This window comes from Streptomyces sp. NPDC012769, assembly GCF_042901205.1.
In the GTDB taxonomy this organism is placed as follows: Bacteria; Actinomycetota; Actinomycetes; order Streptomycetales; family Streptomycetaceae; genus Streptomyces.
Window position 1 is genome coordinate 214,994 of the sequence record NZ_JBIBCP010000001.1, and the last position, 21,160, is coordinate 236,153.

Annotated in this window: 18 protein-coding genes and 1 pseudogene; 7 read left to right on the top strand and 12 right to left on the bottom strand. The window is 72.1% G+C overall.

Translation table 11 applies throughout. The annotated features are described in order from the left end of the window. Window positions 1-561: 561 nt before the first annotated feature. Complete coding sequence (locus ACFY7C_RS00970) at window positions 562-831, bottom strand: DUF6300 family protein (RefSeq protein WP_389641738.1); 270 nt, start codon at window positions 829-831, stop codon at window positions 562-564. 670 nt (window positions 832-1,501) lie between these two features. Between ACFY7C_RS00970 and ACFY7C_RS00975 the strand changes: the two genes are divergently transcribed. After that, the gene (locus ACFY7C_RS00975) at window positions 1,502-2,182 is read left to right on the top strand and encodes a restriction endonuclease (RefSeq protein ID WP_389645847.1); all 681 of its coding nucleotides are present in this window, start codon (window positions 1,502-1,504) and stop codon (window positions 2,180-2,182) included. 72 nt (window positions 2,183-2,254) lie between these two features. On the opposite strand, the gene ACFY7C_RS00980 is transcribed toward ACFY7C_RS00975, so the two are convergent. The 4 genes and pseudogenes from ACFY7C_RS00980 to tap all read right to left on the bottom strand — a co-directional run bounded on the left by ACFY7C_RS00980 (window position 2,255) and on the right by tap (window position 7,667). Then, window positions 2,255-3,358: a glutamate--cysteine ligase gene (locus ACFY7C_RS00980; RefSeq protein WP_389641741.1), complete on the bottom strand. Its 1,104-nt coding sequence runs from the start codon at window positions 3,356-3,358 to the stop codon at window positions 2,255-2,257. Between the two features lie 251 nt (window positions 3,359-3,609). Further along, complete coding sequence (locus tag ACFY7C_RS00985) at window positions 3,610-4,629, bottom strand: hypothetical protein (protein ID WP_389641744.1); 1,020 nt, start codon at window positions 4,627-4,629, stop codon at window positions 3,610-3,612. Between the two features lie 122 nt (window positions 4,630-4,751). Further along, complete coding sequence (tpg, locus tag ACFY7C_RS00990) at window positions 4,752-5,312, bottom strand: telomere-protecting terminal protein Tpg (RefSeq protein ID WP_389641747.1); 561 nt, start codon at window positions 5,310-5,312, stop codon at window positions 4,752-4,754. Window positions 5,313-5,449: 137 nt separating this feature from the next. Then, window positions 5,450-7,667: pseudogene (gene tap, locus ACFY7C_RS00995) on the bottom strand (telomere-associated protein Tap). A gap of 221 nt (window positions 7,668-7,888) precedes the next feature. Between tap and ACFY7C_RS01000 the strand changes: the two are divergent. Further along, window positions 7,889-8,800 (top strand): phenylalanine 4-monooxygenase, encoded by a 912-nt coding sequence (locus ACFY7C_RS01000; RefSeq protein ID WP_389641750.1) that lies wholly within the window; start codon window positions 7,889-7,891, stop codon window positions 8,798-8,800. 29 nt (window positions 8,801-8,829) lie between these two features. Here ACFY7C_RS01000 and ACFY7C_RS01005 read toward each other — a convergent pair whose 3' ends face one another. Further along, the gene (locus ACFY7C_RS01005; RefSeq protein WP_389641753.1) at window positions 8,830-11,964 is read right to left on the bottom strand and encodes a DUF4132 domain-containing protein; all 3,135 of its coding nucleotides are present in this window, start codon (window positions 11,962-11,964) and stop codon (window positions 8,830-8,832) included. 224 nt (window positions 11,965-12,188) lie between these two features. On the opposite strand from ACFY7C_RS01005, the gene ACFY7C_RS01010 reads away from it, so the two are divergent. Together ACFY7C_RS01010 and ACFY7C_RS01015 are read left to right on the top strand one after the other, a co-directional pair. Then, entirely contained in the window at window positions 12,189-12,335 is a 147-nt protein-coding gene (locus ACFY7C_RS01010; protein ID WP_389641756.1) for a hypothetical protein, read from the top strand. Window positions 12,336-12,389: 54 nt separating this feature from the next. Then, the gene (locus ACFY7C_RS01015; protein ID WP_389641759.1) at window positions 12,390-12,800 is read left to right on the top strand and encodes a DUF3662 domain-containing protein; all 411 of its coding nucleotides are present in this window, start codon (window positions 12,390-12,392) and stop codon (window positions 12,798-12,800) included. A 192-nt stretch (window positions 12,801-12,992) separates the two neighbouring features. Here ACFY7C_RS01015 and ACFY7C_RS01020 read toward each other — a convergent pair whose 3' ends face one another. Further along, window positions 12,993-13,421, bottom strand: a complete 429-nt coding sequence (locus tag ACFY7C_RS01020; protein WP_389641762.1) for an ATP-binding protein — start codon at window positions 13,419-13,421, stop codon at window positions 12,993-12,995. A gap of 156 nt (window positions 13,422-13,577) precedes the next feature. Here ACFY7C_RS01020 and ACFY7C_RS01025 point away from each other — a divergent pair, with 156 nt between their 5' ends. Beyond that, entirely contained in the window at window positions 13,578-14,009 is a 432-nt protein-coding gene (locus ACFY7C_RS01025) for a hypothetical protein (protein WP_389641765.1), read from the top strand. 45 nt (window positions 14,010-14,054) lie between these two features. Then, the gene (locus ACFY7C_RS01030) at window positions 14,055-14,465 is read left to right on the top strand and encodes a hypothetical protein (protein WP_389641768.1); all 411 of its coding nucleotides are present in this window, start codon (window positions 14,055-14,057) and stop codon (window positions 14,463-14,465) included. Window positions 14,466-14,525: 60 nt separating this feature from the next. Here ACFY7C_RS01030 and ACFY7C_RS01035 read toward each other — a convergent pair whose 3' ends face one another. Beyond that, a complete protein-coding gene (locus tag ACFY7C_RS01035) occupies window positions 14,526-16,178 on the bottom strand; it encodes an alkaline phosphatase D family protein (protein ID WP_389641771.1) in 1,653 nt (550 codons plus the stop codon). Between the two features lie 186 nt (window positions 16,179-16,364). Next, window positions 16,365-16,781, bottom strand: coding sequence for a hypothetical protein (locus tag ACFY7C_RS01040; protein WP_389641773.1), 417 nt, complete (start codon window positions 16,779-16,781; stop codon window positions 16,365-16,367). Window positions 16,782-17,366: 585 nt separating this feature from the next. Here ACFY7C_RS01040 and ACFY7C_RS01045 point away from each other — a divergent pair. Then, window positions 17,367-18,266 (top strand): NAD-dependent protein deacetylase, encoded by a 900-nt coding sequence (locus ACFY7C_RS01045; RefSeq protein ID WP_389641776.1) that lies wholly within the window; start codon window positions 17,367-17,369, stop codon window positions 18,264-18,266. Between the two features lie 115 nt (window positions 18,267-18,381). On the opposite strand, the gene ACFY7C_RS01050 is transcribed toward ACFY7C_RS01045, so the two are convergent. The 3 genes from ACFY7C_RS01050 to ACFY7C_RS01060 form a co-directional block, all read right to left on the bottom strand. Beyond that, window positions 18,382-18,909, bottom strand: coding sequence for a hypothetical protein (locus ACFY7C_RS01050; RefSeq protein ID WP_389641778.1), 528 nt, complete (start codon window positions 18,907-18,909; stop codon window positions 18,382-18,384). A 138-nt stretch (window positions 18,910-19,047) separates the two neighbouring features. After that, entirely contained in the window at window positions 19,048-19,629 is a 582-nt protein-coding gene (locus ACFY7C_RS01055; RefSeq protein ID WP_389641782.1) for a hypothetical protein, read from the bottom strand. A 196-nt stretch (window positions 19,630-19,825) separates the two neighbouring features. Then, window positions 19,826-21,088 (bottom strand): MFS transporter, encoded by a 1,263-nt coding sequence (locus tag ACFY7C_RS01060; RefSeq protein ID WP_389641785.1) that lies wholly within the window; start codon window positions 21,086-21,088, stop codon window positions 19,826-19,828. Between the last annotated feature and the right edge of the window lie 72 nt (window positions 21,089-21,160).

A 21,160-nucleotide genomic window follows, 5' to 3' on the forward strand; every position in this document is an offset into this window, starting at 1 on the left:
GATCCACCGGCTGGTCAGAGGGCTGGTCACCTGGGGGCATCGAGGGCAGGGCTGCGACCACACGGAGCGTCAGCCGAAGCGACTCCGGTGGCGCCCGCTCCCGGACGGAGGCGCGGGTCGACGCCCGACGGTCACTTCGCACGGGCAAGCGGGGGGCGGCGCCTCGCAGCCGCACGGGTGACCGGCCCGCACCCACCACGGTGCGGGCCGGCGATCCACCCCTACGGGCCCTGCGGGCGGGGGAGGCCGCAGGGCCCGAGGTTGAGCAGCCCCATGCGCTCCACCCTCATCTGCCCCCGAACCCGGCCACCATGCACATCCGATTTCACCCGGACGGACGAGGTGTGGAGTCCGCTCCCTCGGGCAGACGGGCATCAACGCCGCCGTCCACGGACAACCCCCCGAGTCGTGGACGGCGGCGACGGCTGGTGGCCGGTGGCTGGTGTGCCGCCTGCGGATCCCGTTCCGCAGGCGGCACCGCCATCAGCAGGCGCGTCATTCACCTCGCCCAGGCCTGAGCCCTGCGTGACCGGGGAAGGAAAAGCCGGGTCGGCGGCCGGATCAGGCGCGTGCCAGGCATTCCTCGGTCCACTGCTCCAGGAGGAACGCGGCTTCCTGGATGCGGCTGTCGTCGTGGCCGCCGCCGTCGGCGAAGAACTGCAGCAGGATCCCGGCGGCGGGCCGGTCCGGATCGCCCCTGTCGCAGGAGGGACAGAGCTCCATGTGGATAGGCCGTCCGTGTGCATCGTCCTGTGGCGCCACAGCGCTGGCGATGAGGTCGCCCTGGCAGCGTGAGCACTTCGGAAGTCGCTTCGTAGGTACTACAGCCATGACCTGCCCCTCTCGCCGGGGGTGGATCTCCTACCGTGTCACGGATCCTCCGTTCATGCAGCCGCGCGGGGGCACCCGGCCGTACCGGCGCGTCGACTGTCCGGCCGCCGGAGCCACCGGCAAACCATTGCCATTGCCATGGCCACTGCCGAGCCGCCTCGCGCCGCCTCGGGCTGCCTCGGGTTACCTCGGCCTGCCGTCCGGGCAGTGGCGGTGACGGTGCCGCACTGTCAGTGGGGAGCCCTACATTGGTCGGTTGCGCGGGAGATCGCGCGACCGACCAGAGGGAGGGGGCTTCGGCCTTGCCGTTCGTGAAGGGGTACACCAAGCAGGACGGGACAGTGGTCCGACCGCACTGGCGGGCGCCGGCCGGGACGAGCCGGGAGACCGCGTTCGCCATCGGCATCGTGGCCGCCGTGTTCGTCTTCGGCGGCTCGGGCACGTCATCAGACGGCGCGGGAGCAGGTGCGGAGCGGTTACCCGCGCCACGTTTTTCGTCGGCGGTGACCTACCCGATCAAGTGGCCGGGATGGGAGCAGCCGACCCCGCGGCCTGCTCCGTCTCCGTCGGTGTCGTACCCGATCCGCTGGCCGGGGTGGAAGGAGACCGCACCTCGTCCGGTGCCCACCGTGTCGTACCCGATCAAGTGGGACCGGACCGGGGGCGGGCGGTGAGCCGCCGACCGGCCCGGCGGCGGTCGCGGAAGGCCGACGGCACCGAACGGTTCCTCCTCGCCGTCGGCGGCCTGGTCGTCGCGGCGGCTGTGCTCGCGGCGGTGGTGGACTTCGTGCGCGCGTATCCGTGGGTGCCGGTGGTCCTGGTGCTGCTCGTCTGCGGGGTGGTGGTGGCCTGGCAGGTCTCGCGGCGGCGCGCCGCGCAGGGGGAGCGGGTGCGAGCCCAGGGGCTGCGCTACGCGCTCACACAGCTGGACGCGTTGCACCACCGGCAGTTCGAGCACGCGGTGCGGGACCTGATGCGGCGGGACGGGTGCGTGGACGCGGTCCAGGTCGGCGGTGCCGGGGACAACGGCGCGGACGTGACGGCGACCGACCCGTACGGGCGGCGGTGGGTGATCCAGTGCAAGCACCGGCGGGCCGGCCTGTCCGGGGCCGCGGTCGGCAGCCCGGATCTACAGGTCCTCAACGGCACCGGGCGCCCCGTGCACAAGGGCGACGTCGTCGTGCTCGTCACGAACGGCAGGTTCACCAGACCGGCACTCGACTTCGCCCGCTCCCAGCGGCTGCACCTGGTCGACCGCGCCGTCCTGGGTGAGTGGGCGAGCGGGTCACGGCCGCTGTGGGAGCTGCTGCGGGCCGTGCCCCCGCCTCGCCGCCCCACGTCATCGTCCTGACGTCACCTCCCAGGACGAGCCCCGGGGCTATCGCTCCGGGGCTTCGGCCCGACGGTGTGGGGCCCGATGCGGTCAGGTGGCGTCGCCGGCCGTGATCCGCACGCACTCCCGTACGACCTCGCCCAGGTCGCATCCGCCGCGGTGGAGCTCGCGCTGACGCTGGGCCCCGCCGCCGCGGGCGAGAAGGGCGGCCAGGGCACGGTGGGCTCCGTCTCGGTCTCCGCAGTCGCGCAGGGCCTCGTCGGTGTGCTCCAGCAGCGCCTCCATGGCCGCTTCGGCGGGCGTCTCGCGCAGGGTGCGGGGATCGAGGAGCGGCCCCTGGACTCCGGAACGAGCGGCCCGCCACGACGCCAGCCGTAGCAGTCCGGCCGGGATCCGGGCGGCCGGTTCGCCGTCGCGCCAGGAACGGGCGGCGGTCTCCACGAGCCCCCGGGCCAGAGTCGCCACCAGTACGGTGGTGTCCGCCTCCAGGCATACGTCGGCGACGCGGATCTCCACGGTCGGGAAGTTGTGCGAGAGCCGGGCGTCGAAGTAGACCATCCCGGGGTCGCGCAGGACCCCGGTCGCCAGCATGTCGCGCACCCGCTCGTGGTAACCGTCCGCGCTGCCGAACGCCTCGTACGGCCCGGCGGAAGGCCACCGGTTCCAGACACGGCTGCGGTAGCTGCTGTAGCCGCTGTCCTGGCCCTCCCAGAACGGCGAGTTGCCGCTGATGGCGTTCAGCAGGTACAGCCAGGGCTCGATCCGGTCCAGGACGGCGACGCCCTCCTCGTCGGACTCCACGGACACGTGGACGTGGCAGCCGCAGGTGAGCTGCTCCTGCGTGGTGAGGGCGAACTGCTCCGCCATCCACCGGTAGCGGCGGCCGAGGTTCCGTGACGGCTCCACCGGCAACGGCGAGGTCGCCAGGGCCGCGACCTTGGCGCCTGCCCCGGCGGCGTGCCGCGCGGCGGCCCCGCGCAGGCGCACGATCTCGTCACGCAGTTCGCGCATGTCGCTCAGGGGGCGGGTGGCGAACTCCAGCTGCTCCTGATGCAGCTCCTTCTCGAACGCGCCCTGTTCCTCCCCGTCACCGCTGACCGCCTCCGCCGCCAGCACCGCCGGCGCCACAGCGAGCGGTTCGCCCGTCGTGGCGCTGACGAGCAGCAGTTCCTCTTCGACTCCTACGGTGCGCATGAAAGCTCCTGTACGACACGATGACGCCTGCCCGACCCACCCGGACCGGGACCCGGACCCGGTGAGTCCGCAGGTCATGCGTATGCCCGGGACGGCGCGGCTGACGCCTCCCTCCTCGCGGGAAGCAGCCTCTTCGCCCGGCGCTTCCCCGCGGACGGTCCCGCGATCGCGTCCCGGTTCCGCGACGCACCGCCGTCGCCTGCCGACCGCCGACCGCCGACCGCCCACCCCACGCTCGCCGCGCTCGGCACCTATCCGCCGTACTCCCGGGCATCATCGACGGCCGGTCCCCGCGCCTGGATCTTCAACAACCTTGAGGCGATGGCGCCTTCGTTACGGCCGAACTCCTGCGACAGCTCGGCGAGGGACGCGCCGTCGGCGGAGCGCTCGGCAAGCCGTTGGTCGTCTTCCGGCTCCCAGGGCTTGTACGCGTTGGGGTGCAGGCGCCGCTTCTCCTCCACGGAGTACGCCCTGGGGGCTCCGGGCTCGGCGGCAGGGCGCGGCTCGGGCACGAGGTCGCCGGGGTAGGGCGCGAGTCTGAGGCCGTACAACTTCCAGCGGATGGAGTTCTCGCTGCGGTCGAGTTCCTCGGCCAGCTGCCGCGGGCTCTTGCCTGCGCCGTAGTGCTCTTGGAGGTAGGCGGTCGCCTCAGGGGTCCATGCCTGGCCAGGGCGGGTGGCTTTCCGAGGTGTGGAAGAAGCTGGGGTCGATGTGGGCTCCCCGGCGGAGGCGAGGGGAGCAGAGGCGACGGGAGCGGAGGCGATCAGGCGTCCGACCTCGTGGAGGTCGGACGCGTCCATTTCTCCGGTGAGTTCCCCCTCGATCACCCCATCGGGGGTGGAGATGACGACAGTGACTTCGACGCGGCCCTCTGCCAGGACCTCGGCGCGCAGGCTGTAGCGGCGGCGCGAGGTGCTGATCTCGGACTTCACCGTCGGTCTTTCCCGTACGGCAGCGGAGGTCTTGGAGGTGGGGGTAGGGGCGGGGGCGGGGTCGCGGGTGGACCGGTAGGCGGCGGAAAGTAATTCGTGGACATGCCAGGTAGCCGGGAAAGAGCCGCCGTCGTCGAGTCGGTAGCTCGTCTGGCTCCCCTCCAGATCACACTCGGCGTAGAGAACCTCGATCCGCCGACCGTCGAACAGGCCGGGGTCCTCGCCTGGCGCGGTGGGCGGGAGGGTCAAGGCGCCGCGACCCGGCGCGCTGTCGAGGATGACGGCGTCGGGATCGCCGTACCAGGTGCCGTGGGCATCGCGAAAAGCGTAGATCAGCACAATGAGCAACCCTTCGTGCCTGAGACGTCACCCCATGATGGCTCGGCGGGCCCCACCATGATCGGCAGTTGACCGATCTCGGGGACACGTCCGCCCGGACAGCGCGTCGCCGCGTGACGATGTCAGAACTCGACGTCGAGATAGTCGATGTCGGTCAGGGCCACTTCGGACAGTCCCAGCGCGCGGGATCCGTTGTCCTGGAAATACGTCTCTTTGAATCCCTCGGCAACGATGTCCCGCAGTGTCCGGTCGTCGGCGCCTTCCTGGCGGGCGTCGAACAGGCGCTGGGCGTAGGAGGCGGGGAGGCGGACGGTGAGACGGCGGAAACGGCCGTCGTCGGTGGATCCGACCGGGGCGGTGTAGCCGAAGCGGGCACGGGTCTCGATCGTGATGCCGGTGCTCGTGGCGGCCTGCTGCCGGCGGCGACGGCGGACCTGGGGCTGCCAGCGGGCGCGGACGGCCGCGTCGATCCGCGCGGCGACGTCCTCGGGCGGGTTCTTGCGGGCGCCGCGGCGGTAGCGGTTGACGGAGTCGGCGGTGACCCCGATCTCCTCGGCCACCGCCTTCGCCGAGCCCAGCTGCTTGAGCAGGTAGGTGATCCGCGCCCGGAGCCCCTTGGGCGGCGCTTTGGTGAAGTGCTCCTGGTCGGCGCGCTCCAGGGCGTCGTCGATCTCTCCCGCCACGGTGTCAGCTCCCTCCGGACGTACGGGCGAAGTCATGATCGTGAGACCCGACCGGGCGGAAACAGCACCCGCGTCTCGGGTGCTGATCCTTCCGCCGCGGTGGGCCGACGGGGCACGGAGGGCTGGTGGCCACGGACCTACTCGCCCTCGTCGAGGACGGCGTCGCCGCCCTTGATGTGCCGGGCGGGGTTGTAGCCCTGTTCCATCAGGTCGACCGCCCACGCCATGGACTGGACGCCTTCCAGCTTGGCCAGACCGGGGGTGGGGCCGAGGCGGAAGGCGCCGGGCTGCGGCTTGCCGGAGGCCGCGTAGGGCAGGAAGTCCAGGGGGCTGGGGCCCGGCGAGGGGTAGACGACGCAGTCGGAGAGCACGGCGAGCGGGTACAGGCCCGTCATCCGGGACATGTTGAGCAGCTTGCGGTGCATGTTGACCCGGGCCTTGGAGATGACCGCGGCGCGGATGTCGGGGCGCCAGGTGGGGCGCTGCATGGCCGGCCACGGGTCGCCGCCCTTGTAGCCCTTGCCCTGCGGGTTCTCGAACAGCTTGCCGATGCCGCCCTTGATCGTGGCCTTGATCGCGGCGAGGACGGCCGCCATCGCGGGGTCGACCTGCTTGTGGACCTCCATCGCCGCGAGGAACTCGGCGTCGGAGAGGTCCTTGGTGACGCCGAGGTCGGCGAGGGTGTCGACGTAGGCGGTCTTGAGCCGGTCGTGCCACGGGTCGAGGTACGCGCCCGTCTCGCGGCGCAGGTACGCCTCCAGGATCTCGACGTTGTGGCCGAGCTCCTGGAGCGTAGGCGAGGGTGTGCGTCTGGTACCAGGCCGGGCCCGTCGGGCGGTCGCCGGTCGGGGTGAACGGCGACGGCAGACGCGGGTCGAGCTCGATGTGGGAGAGGTCCGCCAGCCAGCATCCGGGGATCTTCGGATTGAACTTCGGCGCGTGGAAGTGGTCGGGGGCGGACAGGCCGACGACCAGGCGAGCGGCGGCAGCGAGGAAGGCGGTGTTCAGGTCAAGGCCGACCGCGTACGGAAGCATGCACTCCTCGCCGGTGAGGGTGTCCAGGGGGCGCACCCACTGGTACGCCTCCTCGTGGAGGAAGCCGCCCTTCCAGCCGGAGTGGTAGATCGCAGGGTGCTCGGGCTGACCCTCCGGCGGTGCCGGGTCCATCGGTTCCGTACCGAGGCTGCCGGGGTTGTGACCGCTGATCCAGTTGCCGGTCTCCTCGTCGCGCATCGGGCGGGTCGGTGGGCGCAGGGCGGTCATCAGCTCCAGCCCGGACACGGCCGTGGAGCCGCGCGGGGTGGTGACCCGTTGGGCGTAGACGCCGAGGACGTGGGCGATGTCGGCCGGCTCCATCTCCTCCTCCGTGACCCCGGGCCAGGAGCGGGAGTCCAGGGCGTCCCAGGGCAGGATCGCGAGCTGCACGCACTGCCGTTCGCGTCCCTGGGCCTTGCGGTAGATCCGCGCCCACGGGCCGAAGCCGCGTTGCGTGAGCTGCCAGCGCGCCTTGAGCACCTGTTTCACGACCGGGTGGTCCTCCGCCAGGCGCAGGTTCCGGCGGTCCTCCAGGCGCTCGGGCAGACCGAGTTTCACGGCCGCCGCGGTGGTCAGCACGATCAGGGGGTCGAAGTCCTTGCCGTAGCGGTGGAGCTTCGGCGCACCGAGACCGGACTCGCGCAGGGTCCACTCCACGAGCCCCACGATCGTGGTCGCCGGGCAGTCGAGCACGATCCCGCCGACGCCGTACGCGGTGCCGTCGCCGTCGAGGACGGCGAGCGGCCCGCTGGGGAACCGGGGGTAGAGCGGGGCGGGCGGAGTCCTCGTCGCCGCCGGGCGGGAGGGACGCTGGGGAGCGGTGGGGGCCTTCGCCGGGGCGGGGGCCACCTCGGGTGGGGAGGTCTCGGAGAGCGGAGACGGCTCGGTCGTCCGTCGGGAGGGCTCGGCGCTCCGTCGGGAGGGCTCGGCCGGCGCGGAGGGGCGTGTGGGCAAGGCCGCTGCGGCGGCCGGCGTCGGCGTCGGCGTCGGAAGCAGGGTGATGTCCGCGTCTCCGGCGTGGGACGCGGCCTGGGCCGCCGGACCGGGAGCTGCCGCCGGAGCGGGGACCGGCTTGGGATACTTGGCCGCCCACCCTTCCAGCAGCCTCCGGTACGCCGACAGGCGCGGTTCCCGCGGCTCGGAACGGCCGTTCTCCCAGTTCTTGACTGTCTGCGGTGTCGTCTTCAGGGCAGCGGCCAGGCGGGCTTGCGTGATGCCGGCTTCTTCGCGGAGCCGGGCGCGCTCCGCCGGGAGCGGAAGCTGCGGTGCTTCCTCCAGCAGCGCGTCCACCGATGCGAACAGCTCGTCCTGAGTTGCCATGCCACCCTCCTCAACCCTGGACCCTAGCTCATTTTTAGCCTGCTATTTAGCCCACGGATTTAACCCGAGCGGGTGGTTCGGCGCGGTGGGCGAGCCGGACCCGATCGTGAGGGTCGCCCTCGCTCGATCTTCCAGTGGGGGGATCACTGGTGTGGGTGACCGGGCGCGGGGGCGGTGTGTGGTCGGCTCGCTGTGGGCGGAGGCGGTACACGATGGGCGTCATGATCGACTGGATGAGGCTGACCCCGCTGGACACGACGGGCACCAGTTTCGGCTGTGCCGACGACCACCCCGGATTCGCCGATCCGGACTACGTCCGCCGTAGGAACCACATCGCCGCCCTGGCGGAGGGCCACCGTGTGGGCGAGCCGTCGCCCGAAGTTCACTACACCGAGGCCGAGCATGCCACTTGGCGGGCCGTGTACGGTGCGCTGCTGGTGGCGCAGGACAGGTGGGCCTGCCCGGAGGTACTGCGCGCCCGGGAGAGCGCGCCGATCCCCGCCGACGGCGTCCCCCAGCACGAGACGATCTCCGACAGGCTTCAGGCGCTGACGGGGTTCCGGTTCACCCTGGCGGGCGGGATCGTGCCGAACAAGCGATTCCTCGGCGCGATGGCCGACGGATACTTCCACGCCGTCCAGTACGTACGGCACCCCTCGATGCCGCTCTACACGCCCGAACCCGACGTCCTGCACGATGTGTTCGGACACGGCATCCACCTGTCCGACCCGTTCTTCGCCGACCTGTACCGCACGGTGGGCCGGGCGGCGGCCAGGGTGGAGTCGGCTGACGCCCTGGATCTGATCAGCCGCGTCTACTGGTTCACCCTCGAATACGGCACCGTCCTCACTCGGCGCGGGCCCCGCGCGTACGGGGCGGCCCTGTTGTCGTCCTCCGGTGAGCTGGGGCGCTTCGCCCGAGCCGAACTGCTGCCCTTCGACCTCGCCGAGCTGGCCCGCCTCCCGTATCAGGTCGCCGGCTATCAGCCGGTCCTGTTCACGGTCGACTCCCTGGCCCACCTCGCCGACCTCCTCCACGGCTTCCTCGACGACTTCGACGAGACCACCCGTGACCGCCACCGCCTGCCCGCCCTCTCCGAGCGCGGTTTCATGAGCCGGCCCGACCCCGCGTAGGCCGCGCTGTCGGAGCCTTGGCATGACGGTCAGCGGATGTACCGCCGGAGCGTCTCCTGCCACATCTCGCACCACAGGACTCCCTGGACGACTCCCAGCGCCATGGTTCTGCACGCGTCGCCGGCGGTCTTCGGGAGCCACCTCTCGACCTTGGGCAGCAAGCCGTACGCGAAGTCGGTGCCCAGGTGGTACGTGAGGTATCTGCTCCTGCGGACGGCCGGTTCCACGGCGAACATGTCCGCGTGGCGGTTGCGCAGGGTCGCGTCCGTCGACCGCAGCAGTCGGCGGGCGTGGTCGACGGTCACCTCGCGCAGGCCGCAGGCGGCTGACGCGTCGTCGTCGTGTTCGAGGGTGAGACAGCGGGCGCGCAGGGTGTCCGCCAGCAGCGTGGCCGGGTCGACGGCGAGTGCCTCCTGCACGTACGCGTCGAAGGGATGCGGCGCCCCGGCGACGACGAAGGGCTCCACGTGGAGCAGGAGGTCCTGCAGCGCGAACAGCAGGCCCGGCCCGCCGTCCTTCAGGCGCCGTGACCGCTCGTCGAGAATGTCGGCCATCAGATCTCGGAGCGGAGGGAGGGCCGCCACCTGCCGGGTGACCTCCGGGAACGGCGTCAGGCTGTGCCGGGTGACCGTGTATCCGAGGCTGCCCCGTACGTCTCCGGTCAGTTCGGCCCGTATCGGCGCCCGGAACGCGGGGTCGGCCAGGACGGCCTCGACACCTTCGCCGCTGCCCTGCCGCTGCAGCCATTGCAGGGCGAAGATCCGCCGGTCGGCGCCCGGTTCGCCGAAGGGCATGCCGACCCTCTGCATCAGTGCGTGCAGTGCGAGGTCGACGCCCACGCCCCAGAAGTCACCTCCCAGTGACCGGGTCCGCAGCCCGAGCAGCGGCTCGCGGGTCGCCCCCGCTTCCCGTAGCCGCGTCGCGATCGCCTCCAGCACCGGCTCCAGGCCCGCGACGGGCTGCCGCATCCCCGCGTACTGGTCGAGGAACAGCGTCAGCCACGCGTCCGCGCGCCTCGCCGACTCCGCGGAGACCGGCCCGGGCCCGCCCGTGCACCACTCCAGGAGGCCGACGCGCGCCAGCAGGGCGAGCCACCTCTGCGCGGCCGTCGTCTTCGCGGCGGCCGAGGATCCCTGCGGCTGTGGCATGTGGTGCGCCACGAGCCCGGCCGTGTCGGGGTGCTCCGCCAGGTCTCGCTCCAGGGGCGCGGTCCACGCCTCCCAGAGGGACACCGTCGCCTTCTCGAACGCGCGGCCCCGCAGCAGCAGATGGAAGATCTGGGTGTTGACGTCGTCGGCTGCCGGCCGGCCACCGACCCCCTTGGCCAGCTCGACGGCGAAGGAAGCGGGCAGGTCGCGGCTCGGGCCGTCGGGGGCGCCGTCCGGGGTGGAGCCGGCCTCGCTCCCGCTCCCGCGCCCGCTCCTTCCGCGGCACCATTCGAGCACCAGGAGCCGGTACGCCTCGTGTGCCTCCTCCGGCGAGGTGCGCGCCGCGCGGTCGTCTCGGTAGCGCGCGAGCGCCGTCGGGTCGACGACGCCCAGTGCGCTGAACTCCGCCACAATGTCCCGCAGGACCCGCTCGTCGATGTGCCCCGTCCGCTTCTCGGCGGCCCTCGCCTCGGTGTAGAGCGTTCTGGCCATCGCGGGGCTGCCCGCTTCCGCGACGATCCGTGCGCCCTCGTCCAGGGCGTAGGGCAGGAGCTCGGGGTGGGGTGCCGTCGCCTTCTTCAGATTCGTCCGCAGCTGGTTCGCGGCGCGGCCGGGCTTCGTCCCGGCGGTCTTCGCGCAGCTGTGCAACGCGGCGAGCAGGCCCATCGCCTCGCGTACGAGCTCGGGGTGGGCGGCACAGACCCGGGACACGAAGTCCAGGGGCCGGACCGGGGCGCGTCCGACGGGCACGGGGTCGCCGGCGTCGGGCTCCAGACCCAGGGTCCGCGCGACCGTGTCCTGAGCCTCGACCGTCCGCCGTACGAGCAGCCGGACGAAGCGGTCGCCGTCGTCCGTCAGAAGCGGCGAGGCGTACCGGCGCGCGGTCAGCGGTTCCTCGTCCGGGCCCTTGGGGTCACCGGGCAGCACGGCGCCCGCGTCGAGGAGCCGCCGCTCGTCGACGGGGCTCGGTGGCAGGGGCGCCGCCGCTCGCGGTGCGTCCTGTGCGGCGTATCGCGCGCAGGCGACGAGGAAGGACTGATAGCCGTCGGCGCTGTCGGCCGGCTGGGAGGCGGCTCCGGCGCTCGCCGCGGTGTCCCGTTCGTCGTAGAGGGCCGCCATCGCTCTGATCCCTTCGGACCAGACGGGCGGCGGCACGGCGTCGTACGTCCCGATTCCGTGCCCTTCTCCGCATTCGGCGAACGAGAAGTTGCGGATGTCGACCGGTGCGAGGGGTCCCTGATAGCGCAGACCGGCCTTCATGCGGTAGATCCGGCCCCGGTCGCCGAAGGCGAACCCGGCCTGCTCTCCGTCGATCCGCCCGCCGAAGCGGGTCACCACGCGCTCGAAGTGGGCACCGGAGGGATACTCGGCTCCGCCGAAGACGGTGAGCCCGTGCGGGGCGCCCCACTCCCCCGGCGCCGGTGAACAGTCCGGCCGCACGTACACGGCGCGGTGCAGTTGTTCGATCCCCTGCTCTCCGTCCAGCGCGTGCAGCAGCTTCCGCCAGTTGGCGAGCAGCCCCGTGCCGCGCGGGTCGAGGAGCGCGGGGTGCGGGATGACGACGAGCGTGTCGTCCAGCTCGCGGTCCCCGTCGAGTCCGGTGACCAGGAGCGCACCGTCCGGGCCCGGCGCGACGCCGGTGAGAACTCCGGCGCGCCGCACGTCCGGTGCACCTGGTGCGCCCGCTGCGACCGGTGCGACCACCGCGTATCGCAGGGCGCGCCGCCAGCAGGGGTCGGGCCACACCTGCCGGATCAACGCGGCAGGCACCGGCAGGGATTGCGTCATCCAGCGTTCGACGGTCGTCAGCGTCTGGGCGGTGTGGTCGCCGATCCAGTCGGCCAGCGCCGAGAGCTCCCGCACCAACGGCTCGTCCCTGAGCGCGACCGGGAGCTTCTTCAGCTCACGCCCCGCAGCGGTGCGGCAGCGGAGCACAGGTCTGGGCCCTGTCCAGGCGTCGACCGCCAGCTCGTAGCCCCCGACTGCCTGCCACGTGATGATCGAACTCGAACTCATGGTGCGCTCCCCCGGCTGTGCGTCATCTCGCGGCGCGCGCCCCGCCGCGGTGCCCGCGACGTTTCAGCGGACGATCACAACTTACTCGTAGCCACTGACAACGCTTCGCTCTGTCAAGCCGTGCGGGGCGCGACGGAGGCGCGGAGGGCGCGGTGCGCGCGGTGGGCATCGGCGGGGCGCGGGCGGGTAGGCGGTTCTCACCCATACGACCCAGGGAGGATCGCATGTCAGGACTGATCACGCGTCTCAAGGAGTTCGCCCGCAGCCCGCAAGGCCGGCGCGCTGTCGCGTCGGCCCGGCGTGCCGCCGCCGATCCGCGCAAGCGCGCCCAGGCGGGCAGGCTGCTCGGGCGGTTGCGCGGGCGACGTTGATACGGGCGGTGACGGGCGGAGGCGAGGGACGGCGGCGAGGGAGGGACCCGACGAATGGCCTGGGACACGCTGACGCGGTGGGAACGAGCCCTGGAGCGGTGGCAGAGCGCTGTCGTCTCCCGGCTCCGTCCCACACATGAGCCCGTGGAACTGCTGGACGCGCTGCGCGAGGAGTGCGACCGTCACGCCGTGGTGTGCAGCGAGACCCGGGTGGTGGTCCCGAACGCCTACGAGGTGGAGCTGGACGCCGGTGTGTACGAGCAGCTGGTGCGCCATGGCTGCGGTGACGTGGGCGAGCTGCTGACGGACAACCTCGCGCGACACGGACGGCGCCGGGGGTACGAGTGGGCGGGGCCGCTGGCCATACACATCACCCCGACACCGCTGCCCTCCGGCGACCCGTATCGGGTGCACAGCAGCCCGATGCCGCATGTGCGCGCCGACGCCTTCCCGCCGGAGGACTGACCCGGCGCCGCCCGGGCGGGCTGAGATGGACGGGGCCGAGACGGACGGGGTCGAGACGGACGGGGTCGAGACGGACGGGGTCGAGACGGACGGGGTCGAGGGCGTCCGCCCAGGCTCAACCCCGTCCCTCTCAGCCCCGTCCGGCCCGGTTCTGCCGAAGTCGGTACGGATCGTGGCGTGCGGCGGTCGGGTCTACGATCCGGCCGGCCTGCTGGGCGGAGGCGGTTGGAAGCAGGCCGTGACGTCCTTGCCGCGGGGGCAGCGGTAGGTCTGCCATTCGTCGGCGAGGGCGTCGATGAGGAGCAGCCCGCGTCCGCCGGTGGCTCCTTCCCCGGCTTGGCGGGGTTCGGGCACTTGGGGCGACGCGTCGTGCACCGTCACGTGCAGGCATTCCTCGTCCCAGGTGAGGATGAGCTGGGCGTCGCTGCGGGCGTGGATGTGGGCGTTGGTGACCAGTTCGGACACGGTCAGCACGACGGAATCCAGCAGATCCGGTGCGGTCCGGTCCCAGCCGAGCCTCTCCAGATGCTCACGCGTCCAATCCCTTGCCGTCTTCACTCCACTGCTGATCGGCAGCGAACGCGCCCACCCGACAGCTCTCAGTGAGGGGTCCTGCGGCATCGTCTTCTCTCCTTCGGCCGGCCACGGTGCTTGTCTCCATGTGCCCGGGAAGCGGCCGACGCAACGTGCGGCGACGAGACAGCCCGAGAACGGGGCCTCGGGCGGCCGGTGGGGCGTGCACCCTATGATCGCGGCGGTCATGGACATGGGGTAGGCATGGGCACGGGGGCGGGCATGGAGAGCGGGCGTTCGTCGCGCAGATGGTCGCTGGACGAGGAGAACTGGTCGCGCAAGTGGTGGATTCCCTTGGTCGCCATCGTGATGGCGGCTGCGACCTGGGGGCTCCTGGGATACGTGGAGGGCGGCTGCGACCGTGGGCCTCGGGGCGGCTGCGTGGCCGCCGACGGCTACGAGTGGCGCGGTTGGGTGTTCTTCCTTTCCGCGATGCCCGCCTTCTTCGTGGTGGGAACCGGCATGACGGCCGACCGCTGGCCGCCTCCGCTCGGCGTCGCCACCGGTGGCACTGTTTGCGGTCTCTACACGCTCATGCAGGGCCGGACGGTCGGCCACCTGATCACCGCGGCCGTACTCTTCGCCTTGGCCGTCACGGCACCCGCACTCGCCCGGCGACGCCGACGGGCCTCGTGAGCCACGTCAAGGCGAACGGATTCAACGCGCCCGTAGGCTGGTTCGGTGTTCGATCGTCTGGAGATCAAAGTGGTGCCGCCCGGGCCGCGGTTCGATGCCCAGGTGCGGTTCTGGGTCAACGGGGAGGACATGGTCGAAGAGGCGGTCGGTGTGGGCGGCCGGGGGCCGTACGCGGTCGATGTGCTGCCGGTCGGCCGCCCCAGCCCGCTTCGGGCGACCGGCGAGGCGCGCCGCCTGACGCTGGGGGAACCGGAGTGCACCGGTGGCTGCTGTGGCTTCCTGACCGTGGTCGTGCAGCGGCTCGGGGAGATCGTGCAGTGGTCGGACTGGGAGGCTCCGTGGGAGGCGAACACCCTGCCGCCCGACTCTCCGTTGGAGCTCCACTTCGAGGCGAGTCAGTACGACGCCGAGGTGGCTCGCGCCGAGGCGGTCCGCTGGTGGCCGGCACACCCGTAGCCGGCTCGGCACGCCACCGGCCGGCTTGGGCCCTTGATCAACGGTGCGGCGGGCGTCGTCTCATCGCACCGGTGGGAACACCCGCTCGACGCGCTGCGTTCCGTTTCGGGTGCGGTAGGAGCGGGCCCAGGTGGTTGTCGCGTTCGGCTGGGTCTTGTCGGAGATGGTGAAGTAGTCCATCTGGGAGTGCTCGGGGGTCACGTCGAGGACTCCGTAGCCGTGGTTGTCCATGTCCAGCCACTTCACATGGCGGTTGGCGGCCCGGATCGCCGCGGCTGCCGCGAGTGAGGTCGTGCCCGGCGGCACGCGCAGGGTCTCGTCGAAGTTGTCGGAGGTGACGGACGTGACCACGAACTCCGTCGCCGCCGACCGTGAGAGCGGGTACGTCGCCGCGTTCACCGGCACGTCGTTGGCCCACGCCATGTGGATGTCACCGGTCAGGAAGACCGTGTTCCGGATGGATCGCTGCGTCAGGTGCGCGAGGAGCTCCCTCCGGTCGTCCGTGTAGCCGTCCCACTGGTCGGTGTTGTACGCCACCCCCTGCTGCGGCAGGCCGAGCATCTCGGTCAGCGGGGCGAGGAGGGAGGGCAGCAGCGAGCCGAAGGCGAACGGGGCGATCATCACCGAGCTGCCGACCAGCTGCCAGGTGGCGTTGGAGCCCGCGAGGCCCGTTTTCAGCCAGTCGAGCTGCGCACGGCCGGTGATCGTGCGTTCCGGGTCGTCGACCGAGCCGCTGCCGGTCGTCACCTGCTGGGAACGGAACGAGCGCAGGTCGAGAAGGTGCAGATCCGCCAGCCGGCCGAAGCGCAGTCGTCGGTACACCGTTCCCTCGGTCGAGGCGCGGACCGGCATCCACTCGAAGTACGCCTGCTTGGCGGCGGCCACCCGGGCCGCCCACTCCCCCTCGGCACCCGGTGTGTGGTTCTCCGCACCGCCCGACCAGGCGTCGTTGGCGAATTCGTGGTCGTCCCAGACCGCGATCACGGGGTGCGCGGCGTGCAGCGCCTGGAGGTCGGCGTCCGTCTTGTGCGTGGCGTGGCGGATGCGGTAGTCGGCGAGCGAGACGGTCTCGTGCGGGGGCTCGTGCCGGCGTACGACGTACGGAGGTTCCGGCGCGACACCGGTCGCGAACTCGTAGAGGTAGTCACCGAGATGGACGATCGCGTCCAGGTCGGCGCGGGCCGCGAGATGGCGGTACGCGGAGAAGTAGCCGGCCTCCCAGTTGGCGCACGAGACCACACCGAAGCGGACCCGGGGGGCGGTGGCGTCGGGGGCCGGGGTGGTGCGTGTGCGGCCGACGGAGGAGACCACGGCTCCCGCCGTGAAGCGGAACCAATGGGCGGTCGCCGGGCGCAGACCCCGGACGTCCACCTTGACCGTATGGTCGGAGGCGGCCGTCGCGGTGACGGAGCCCTGGGCGACGGTGCGGGTGAAGGCCCGGTCCTCGGCGACCTCCCAGCCGACGGTGATGTCGGGGCCGCTGCCCGAACCGGGCACGGCCGCGGCGGTGGGGGTGACCCGCGTCCAGAGCATGACGCCGTCGGGCAATGGGTCGCCGGAGGCGATGCCGTGCAGGAAGGCGGGCGCCTCGGCGGCCTGGAGAGCGGGAGGCGCCGCGCCCACCAGGGCGGGGGTGGCGGCGGCAGTGAGGGCGGCGGCCTTCACGACGGTCCGGCGGGTGGGGGAAGGAGCTGGCACGTGCTGGCTGGTCACGGGCAGTCAGGTTACGGACCGAAGAGACGAAAAGGCGTGAATCGCATGGAACCGGACCGGCGCGCGGCCGGGCATGCGGCCGTACGGGGGACGGGACGCCGGCGACCCGGTCGGAGGCGGCCGGATACGCAGCAGGTCCCGCGGGGTCGAGCATCCGCTCCCGCGGGAGTGCTTCACCGGAGCCGATCACCAGCTCGTGCAGAGATCATGGTCCGGGCAGAACATGACGTGCGTGGCGTTGTAGCCGGCCCGCACCGTCAGGGATGCCGGAGCCGGACCGTAATTGACGAAGGACCCCGGGTCGGCGGTGGCGGTGAAGGTCACCGTCGTGCCGACCGGGAAGTCGGCGTGGCAGGAGCCGGTCGGTTCCTGCTGGTACTCGGTGCTGTCCGAGGGCCATGCCTCCTGGTGGCAGTTGATTCCGGCCGGCCGGCTGGTGACGGTCCCGCCACCCCAGCCGTCGCTGACCCACGCCGACACCGTCGCCTGTTGGGGTTGGGCCTGCACCGGCGCGGCCGTACCGATCGTCGCCGCGGTGCCGAGCGCCACGGCGGCCACCATCACCCGCCTGACGCCGCGGGCCCCTTTGTGCTTCTGTGCCATGGGGGCACCCCCTTGATTGCCGTACCGATCACGCCGGTGCGCAGGCGTGGGGATCCAGCGCGATGATCCGATGGATGACCGCCACGGGATCACCGACCCGGCGGACCGCCTTGCGGAACGCCTCCGGGCTTGCCGCCTCGTACACGCATTACGCCCGGCGGTGGTCCCCGGTGACGTAGCTGTGCATCCGGACCACCTGCGTGCCGATGTCGGCCTCGATGAGGGTCGGTTCCGGCCTCTCGGCCAGGCACCCAAACCCCTACCGGGGCATCGTCGCCGCGTCCTCTCCGACCAGGTGGGTTTTGGTCTCATACATCAGCCTAGGGCCGGACCCGTGGGGGCACATCCGGCCGGGCACCCCACGTTCGCCCGGACGACGGAAGATACTCGCGGCCATGGCGCGCTCACGACGCGTCGGGATCGCGCGGCGCCTCGACGCGAGGGCGGGCGCCAGCTCCCCGGACCGTACGGGCCTGTCCGCACGCCTGCCTGCGCGCCCGCACGCTGCGCGCCCGCACGCACGCCGCCCCGACTGCGCGGAGTGAGAGCGGGCGGATGCGCGCTTCGCTTCCGTACCCTGGCGGCATGCGCATGCGCCCCACTCTGCACTGGACCCCTCCCGAGGACCTGCCGCCGGGCACCACGGATCTCGAGCCGGTCGCCGACGCGCTGGGCACCGGAGGTGTCCTCGTCCTCAGCGGGGCGGGGATCTCGACCGAGTCGGGCATCCCCGACTACCGGGGCGAGGGCGGCAGCCTCAGCCGGCACACCCCGATGACCTACCAGGACTTCACCGGCAGCGCTCAGGCCCGGCGACGGTACTGGGCGCGGAGCCACCTCGGCTGGCGCACCTTCGGCCGGGCGCGCCCCAACGCCGGGCACCGGGCCGTGGCGGCGTTCGAGCGCCACGGGCTGCTCACCGGCGTCATCACCCAGAACGTCGACGGCCTGCATCAGGCTGCCGGCAGCGACGAGGTCGTGGAGCTCCACGGGAGCCTGGGCCGGGTCGTCTGCCTGTCCTGCGGGGCCTTCAGCACGCGCCAGGAACTCGCCCGGCGGCTGGAAGCGGCCAACGCGGGGTTCCAGCCGGTCTCGGCCGCGCTCAATCCGGACGGGGACGCCGACCTCACCGACGAGCAGATCGGGGACTTCCGCGTGGTGCCGTGCGCGAACTGCGGCGGCATCCTCAAACCGGACGTGGTGTTCTTCGGCGAAGCCGTCCCCCCGCGGCGCGTCGAGCACTGCCGCAACCTGATCCACGAAGCGGCGTCACTGCTGGTCCTGGGCTCTTCGCTGACCGTGATGTCCGGTCTGCGGTTCGTGCGCCAGGCGGCCGAGGCCGGCAAGCCGGTGCTGATCATCAACCGGGACCCGACCCGTGGCGACCGCCACGCCCTCACCCGCGTCGCCCTCCCCCTCGGCACGGCCCTGACCACGGTGGCCGGCCGGCTGGACATCCCCGTCGGCCACGGCGCGGCGACCTGACCAGGGCCGTCGTGATCCGCGCCGCGCGCCCCACGCCGTCACGGAGACCGGTGGCCGGGTTCTCCGTGACGGGGGGCGCCGCGCGGCGGACCACCGGCCGACAATGGGGCGTGCGTCAGCCGATCGTGCGGTCGGCGTCGACGACGACGCAGCGGGTGTACTCGGAACCATCGCCACCGCCGGTGTACGGGGTGCTCGCCTCGCCCTGCTTCGACGCACCGCCCTCGACCCGCAGGTCCTCGAGCTTCGCGAGCGCCAGGTTGGCGGTGCTCGAACCCTCGGCGCCCTTGAACTGCAGGGTGACGTCGTAGAGGTACGCCGACGAGTCGCTGTTGGTGACGGTCACCTTGGCGACCAGGTTCTTGCGGTCGGCGCTCAACGCGCAGTCGTCGATGCGGACGTCGCGCTGCGCGCGGTCCTTCGACGAGCCGCCGACGCCGCCGGTGGTGACACCACCGGAGCTGGAGCTGTTGCTGTCGGAACCGCTGCTTGAGCTGTTGCTGTCGGAACCGCTGCTGGAGCTGCTGGAATTGCTGGAGCCGTTGCCGCCACCGCAGCTACCACCACTGGAACCACGGGCGCCGGTGAGGGCTACCAGGGCGATTCCGAAGACGGCGACAGCACGGACATGACGAAGCTTCACGCTTCAACCCCCGTTGAGTGATTTGCAGATACGCGTGTGCAAGAAAATGCGCCCGCCTTGACGAGCACACGTCACCCTACTGGATGCCGACGGCCCCGACGGACACGTCCCGAGCAGGGCGCCGGCCGGCCACTCGACTCACAGGTCCATGAACTCGTAGTGCCGCAGGCGGGACTCGGCGGCGTTCTCGGTCATGCCGAGAAGTTCGGCCGCCCGCGTCAGCGAGAACTCCTCGTGGCGGGTCAGGATCCTGGTGGCGAGGGGGCCGAAGAAGGTGACGACCGACTCCAGCTCGCCGGCCGCCTTCAGCACGGGGAGCGGGGCGTCGTCGACGAGCTCGTCCAGGCGCTCGCGCAGCCGCCTCAGCAGCCCGGCCACGTCCTCGGGGAGGGGCACCGCGCGCGTGGCGACCTCGTCCATGTGGGCCTCCCACTCCAGCTCGGGGCCGGAGACGTCGTACGTGGCGAGGTCATCGGGGTCGACCCGCTGCCAGTCGATCGGGAACGTACGCTCACCCCGCCATCCGCAGGCACAACTCCCCCGCATCGTCGTCGCCGTCGCCCTGCTGAAGGTGCCGTCGTACACCCACCAGTCCCTCGACTCGTGGAAGTGGGACCCGCTGCCGAGGTCGAAGTAGACCGGCCCGGGCTCGCTGCCGTCGGCCAGCAGCACCCCGACCCCACCCACGTGCGACTCGAAGCCGTCGCGCCTCCAGCCCATCCCGGTTCGCCTCCTCATCGGCGGAAGGCGGCACCCCGAGCGGGCCGCCCACCGCTCCACGATGGAGCAGCGAGGCACCGCCCCGCAGTCGCCTCGGCATATTCCGGCGGCAACCGGTTGCGCGGAGGTGCACCGCACGCCCCCCAGGGCGCGGCGACCGCCCCTCGTACACACGGCCATGGGGGCTGTGGCGGCCTCAGACGTGGTTCGGTGCCGGGTCCCGCTCGGTCGGAAGCGCTGCCTCGCGGCGGGGAAGCAGCAGCGGCGTCATCAGCAGGAGCGCGCCGGCCAGGCCGATGGCCGTGCGCGCGCCGAGGAGGCCGGCCAGCACGCCCCACACGGCCGTCAGCAGCGCGGTCTGGGCCCTCGTCGTCACCGTCCAGGCGGTCAGCGTGCGGGCGACCCGGTCGGGCGCGGTGCGCTGGAGGCGGTAGGTGGCGTGGACGGGGTTGAAGATCCCGCAGCAGAGGATGAGCCCCAGCTCGACGCCGATGACCAGCAGCAGCCCTGCCGTACCCGGCCCCAGGAAGGTGAGGCCGACGGGCCAGACCGCGCGCAGCGTCCCGGCCGCGACGAGGACCTGGTGTTGACCGAACCGTGCGACGAGCGGGCGGGCCAGTCGCGCACCGAGCAGCCCGCCGACGGAGGGTACGGCGAAGGCGAGGCCGTACTGCCACGGTGCGAACCCGAGCGGGCCGAGCATCAGGACGGCCAGCAGCGGCGAGGTGGCCATCACCAGGCCGTTGAACAGGGCCGTGTTGAGGAACAGCGGACGCAGCGTCGCGTCGGCGAGGATGTACCGCCAGCCGTCGAGCAGGTCCCGCGGACGCATCCGCGCGGCCGCCCGGCGCTCGGACGACGGAGCCTCCCCGCCGCTCCGTCCGAGGGAGCCCATCGCGCGGATGCCCAGGGCCGACAGCAGGTAGCTGACGGCGTCGGCCAGCACCGTCGCCACCGGCCCGAGGAGCCCGATCATCACACCGCCCAGCGGTGGTCCGATGATCGTGGTGGTCCAGGCCGTCGATTCGAACCGGGCGTTCGCCGCGAGCAGGTCCTCGGGCGGCAGCAGCGTCTTGAGGTAGGCGCCGGAGGCGGCACGGAAGGTGATGTCGGCCGCCGCGACGACGATCGAGACCAGCAGGAGCTGCAAGAAGGTGAGCGCGCCGAGCGCGAACGCGGCGGGGATCGTCAGCAGCGCCGCGAACCGCACCAGGTCCGTCGCGATCATCACCGGCCGCTTCCGGCGGAACTCCATCCACGGACCCAGCGGCATCGCCACCGCCGCGCCCACCGCGGCCCCGACGGAGGCCAGCGCGGCGACCTCGGCCGGTCCGGCGCGCAGGACCTGGACGGCGATCAGCGGGAAGGCGCCGAAGGCGAGCCACGTACCCAGCGCGCTGGTTCCGTACGCCGCCCACAGCCAACCGAACCGCCGCCCCAGACGGTGTCCACCACTCATCCCCGCCGCCGCCCCTCGCTCCCCGTTTCTCGCGCCTCGTTTCTCGCTCGTGCCGCCTTCCGCACAACCGAT

Coding starts and splice junctions, on each gene's coding strand:
- ACFY7C_RS00970 (WP_389641738.1), bottom strand. CDS start 831: ATGGCTGTAGTACCTACGAAGCGACTTCCGAAGTGCTCACGCTGCCAG.
- ACFY7C_RS00980 (WP_389641741.1), bottom strand. CDS start 3,358: ATGCGCACCGTAGGAGTCGAAGAGGAACTGCTGCTCGTCAGCGCCACG.
- ACFY7C_RS01000 (WP_389641750.1), top strand. CDS start 7,889: ATGATCGACTGGATGAGGCTGACCCCGCTGGACACGACGGGCACCAGT.
- ACFY7C_RS01005 (WP_389641753.1), bottom strand. CDS start 11,964: ATGAGTTCGAGTTCGATCATCACGTGGCAGGCAGTCGGGGGCTACGAG.
- ACFY7C_RS01010 (WP_389641756.1), top strand. CDS start 12,189: ATGTCAGGACTGATCACGCGTCTCAAGGAGTTCGCCCGCAGCCCGCAA.
- ACFY7C_RS01015 (WP_389641759.1), top strand. CDS start 12,390: ATGGCCTGGGACACGCTGACGCGGTGGGAACGAGCCCTGGAGCGGTGG.
- ACFY7C_RS01020 (WP_389641762.1), bottom strand. CDS start 13,421: ATGCCGCAGGACCCCTCACTGAGAGCTGTCGGGTGGGCGCGTTCGCTG.
- ACFY7C_RS01025 (WP_389641765.1), top strand. CDS start 13,578: ATGGGCACGGGGGCGGGCATGGAGAGCGGGCGTTCGTCGCGCAGATGG.
- ACFY7C_RS01040 (WP_389641773.1), bottom strand. CDS start 16,781: ATGGCACAGAAGCACAAAGGGGCCCGCGGCGTCAGGCGGGTGATGGTG.
- ACFY7C_RS01045 (WP_389641776.1), top strand. CDS start 17,367: ATGCGCATGCGCCCCACTCTGCACTGGACCCCTCCCGAGGACCTGCCG.
- ACFY7C_RS01055 (WP_389641782.1), bottom strand. CDS start 19,629: ATGGGCTGGAGGCGCGACGGCTTCGAGTCGCACGTGGGTGGGGTCGGG.
- ACFY7C_RS01060 (WP_389641785.1), bottom strand. CDS start 21,088: ATGAGTGGTGGACACCGTCTGGGGCGGCGGTTCGGTTGGCTGTGGGCG.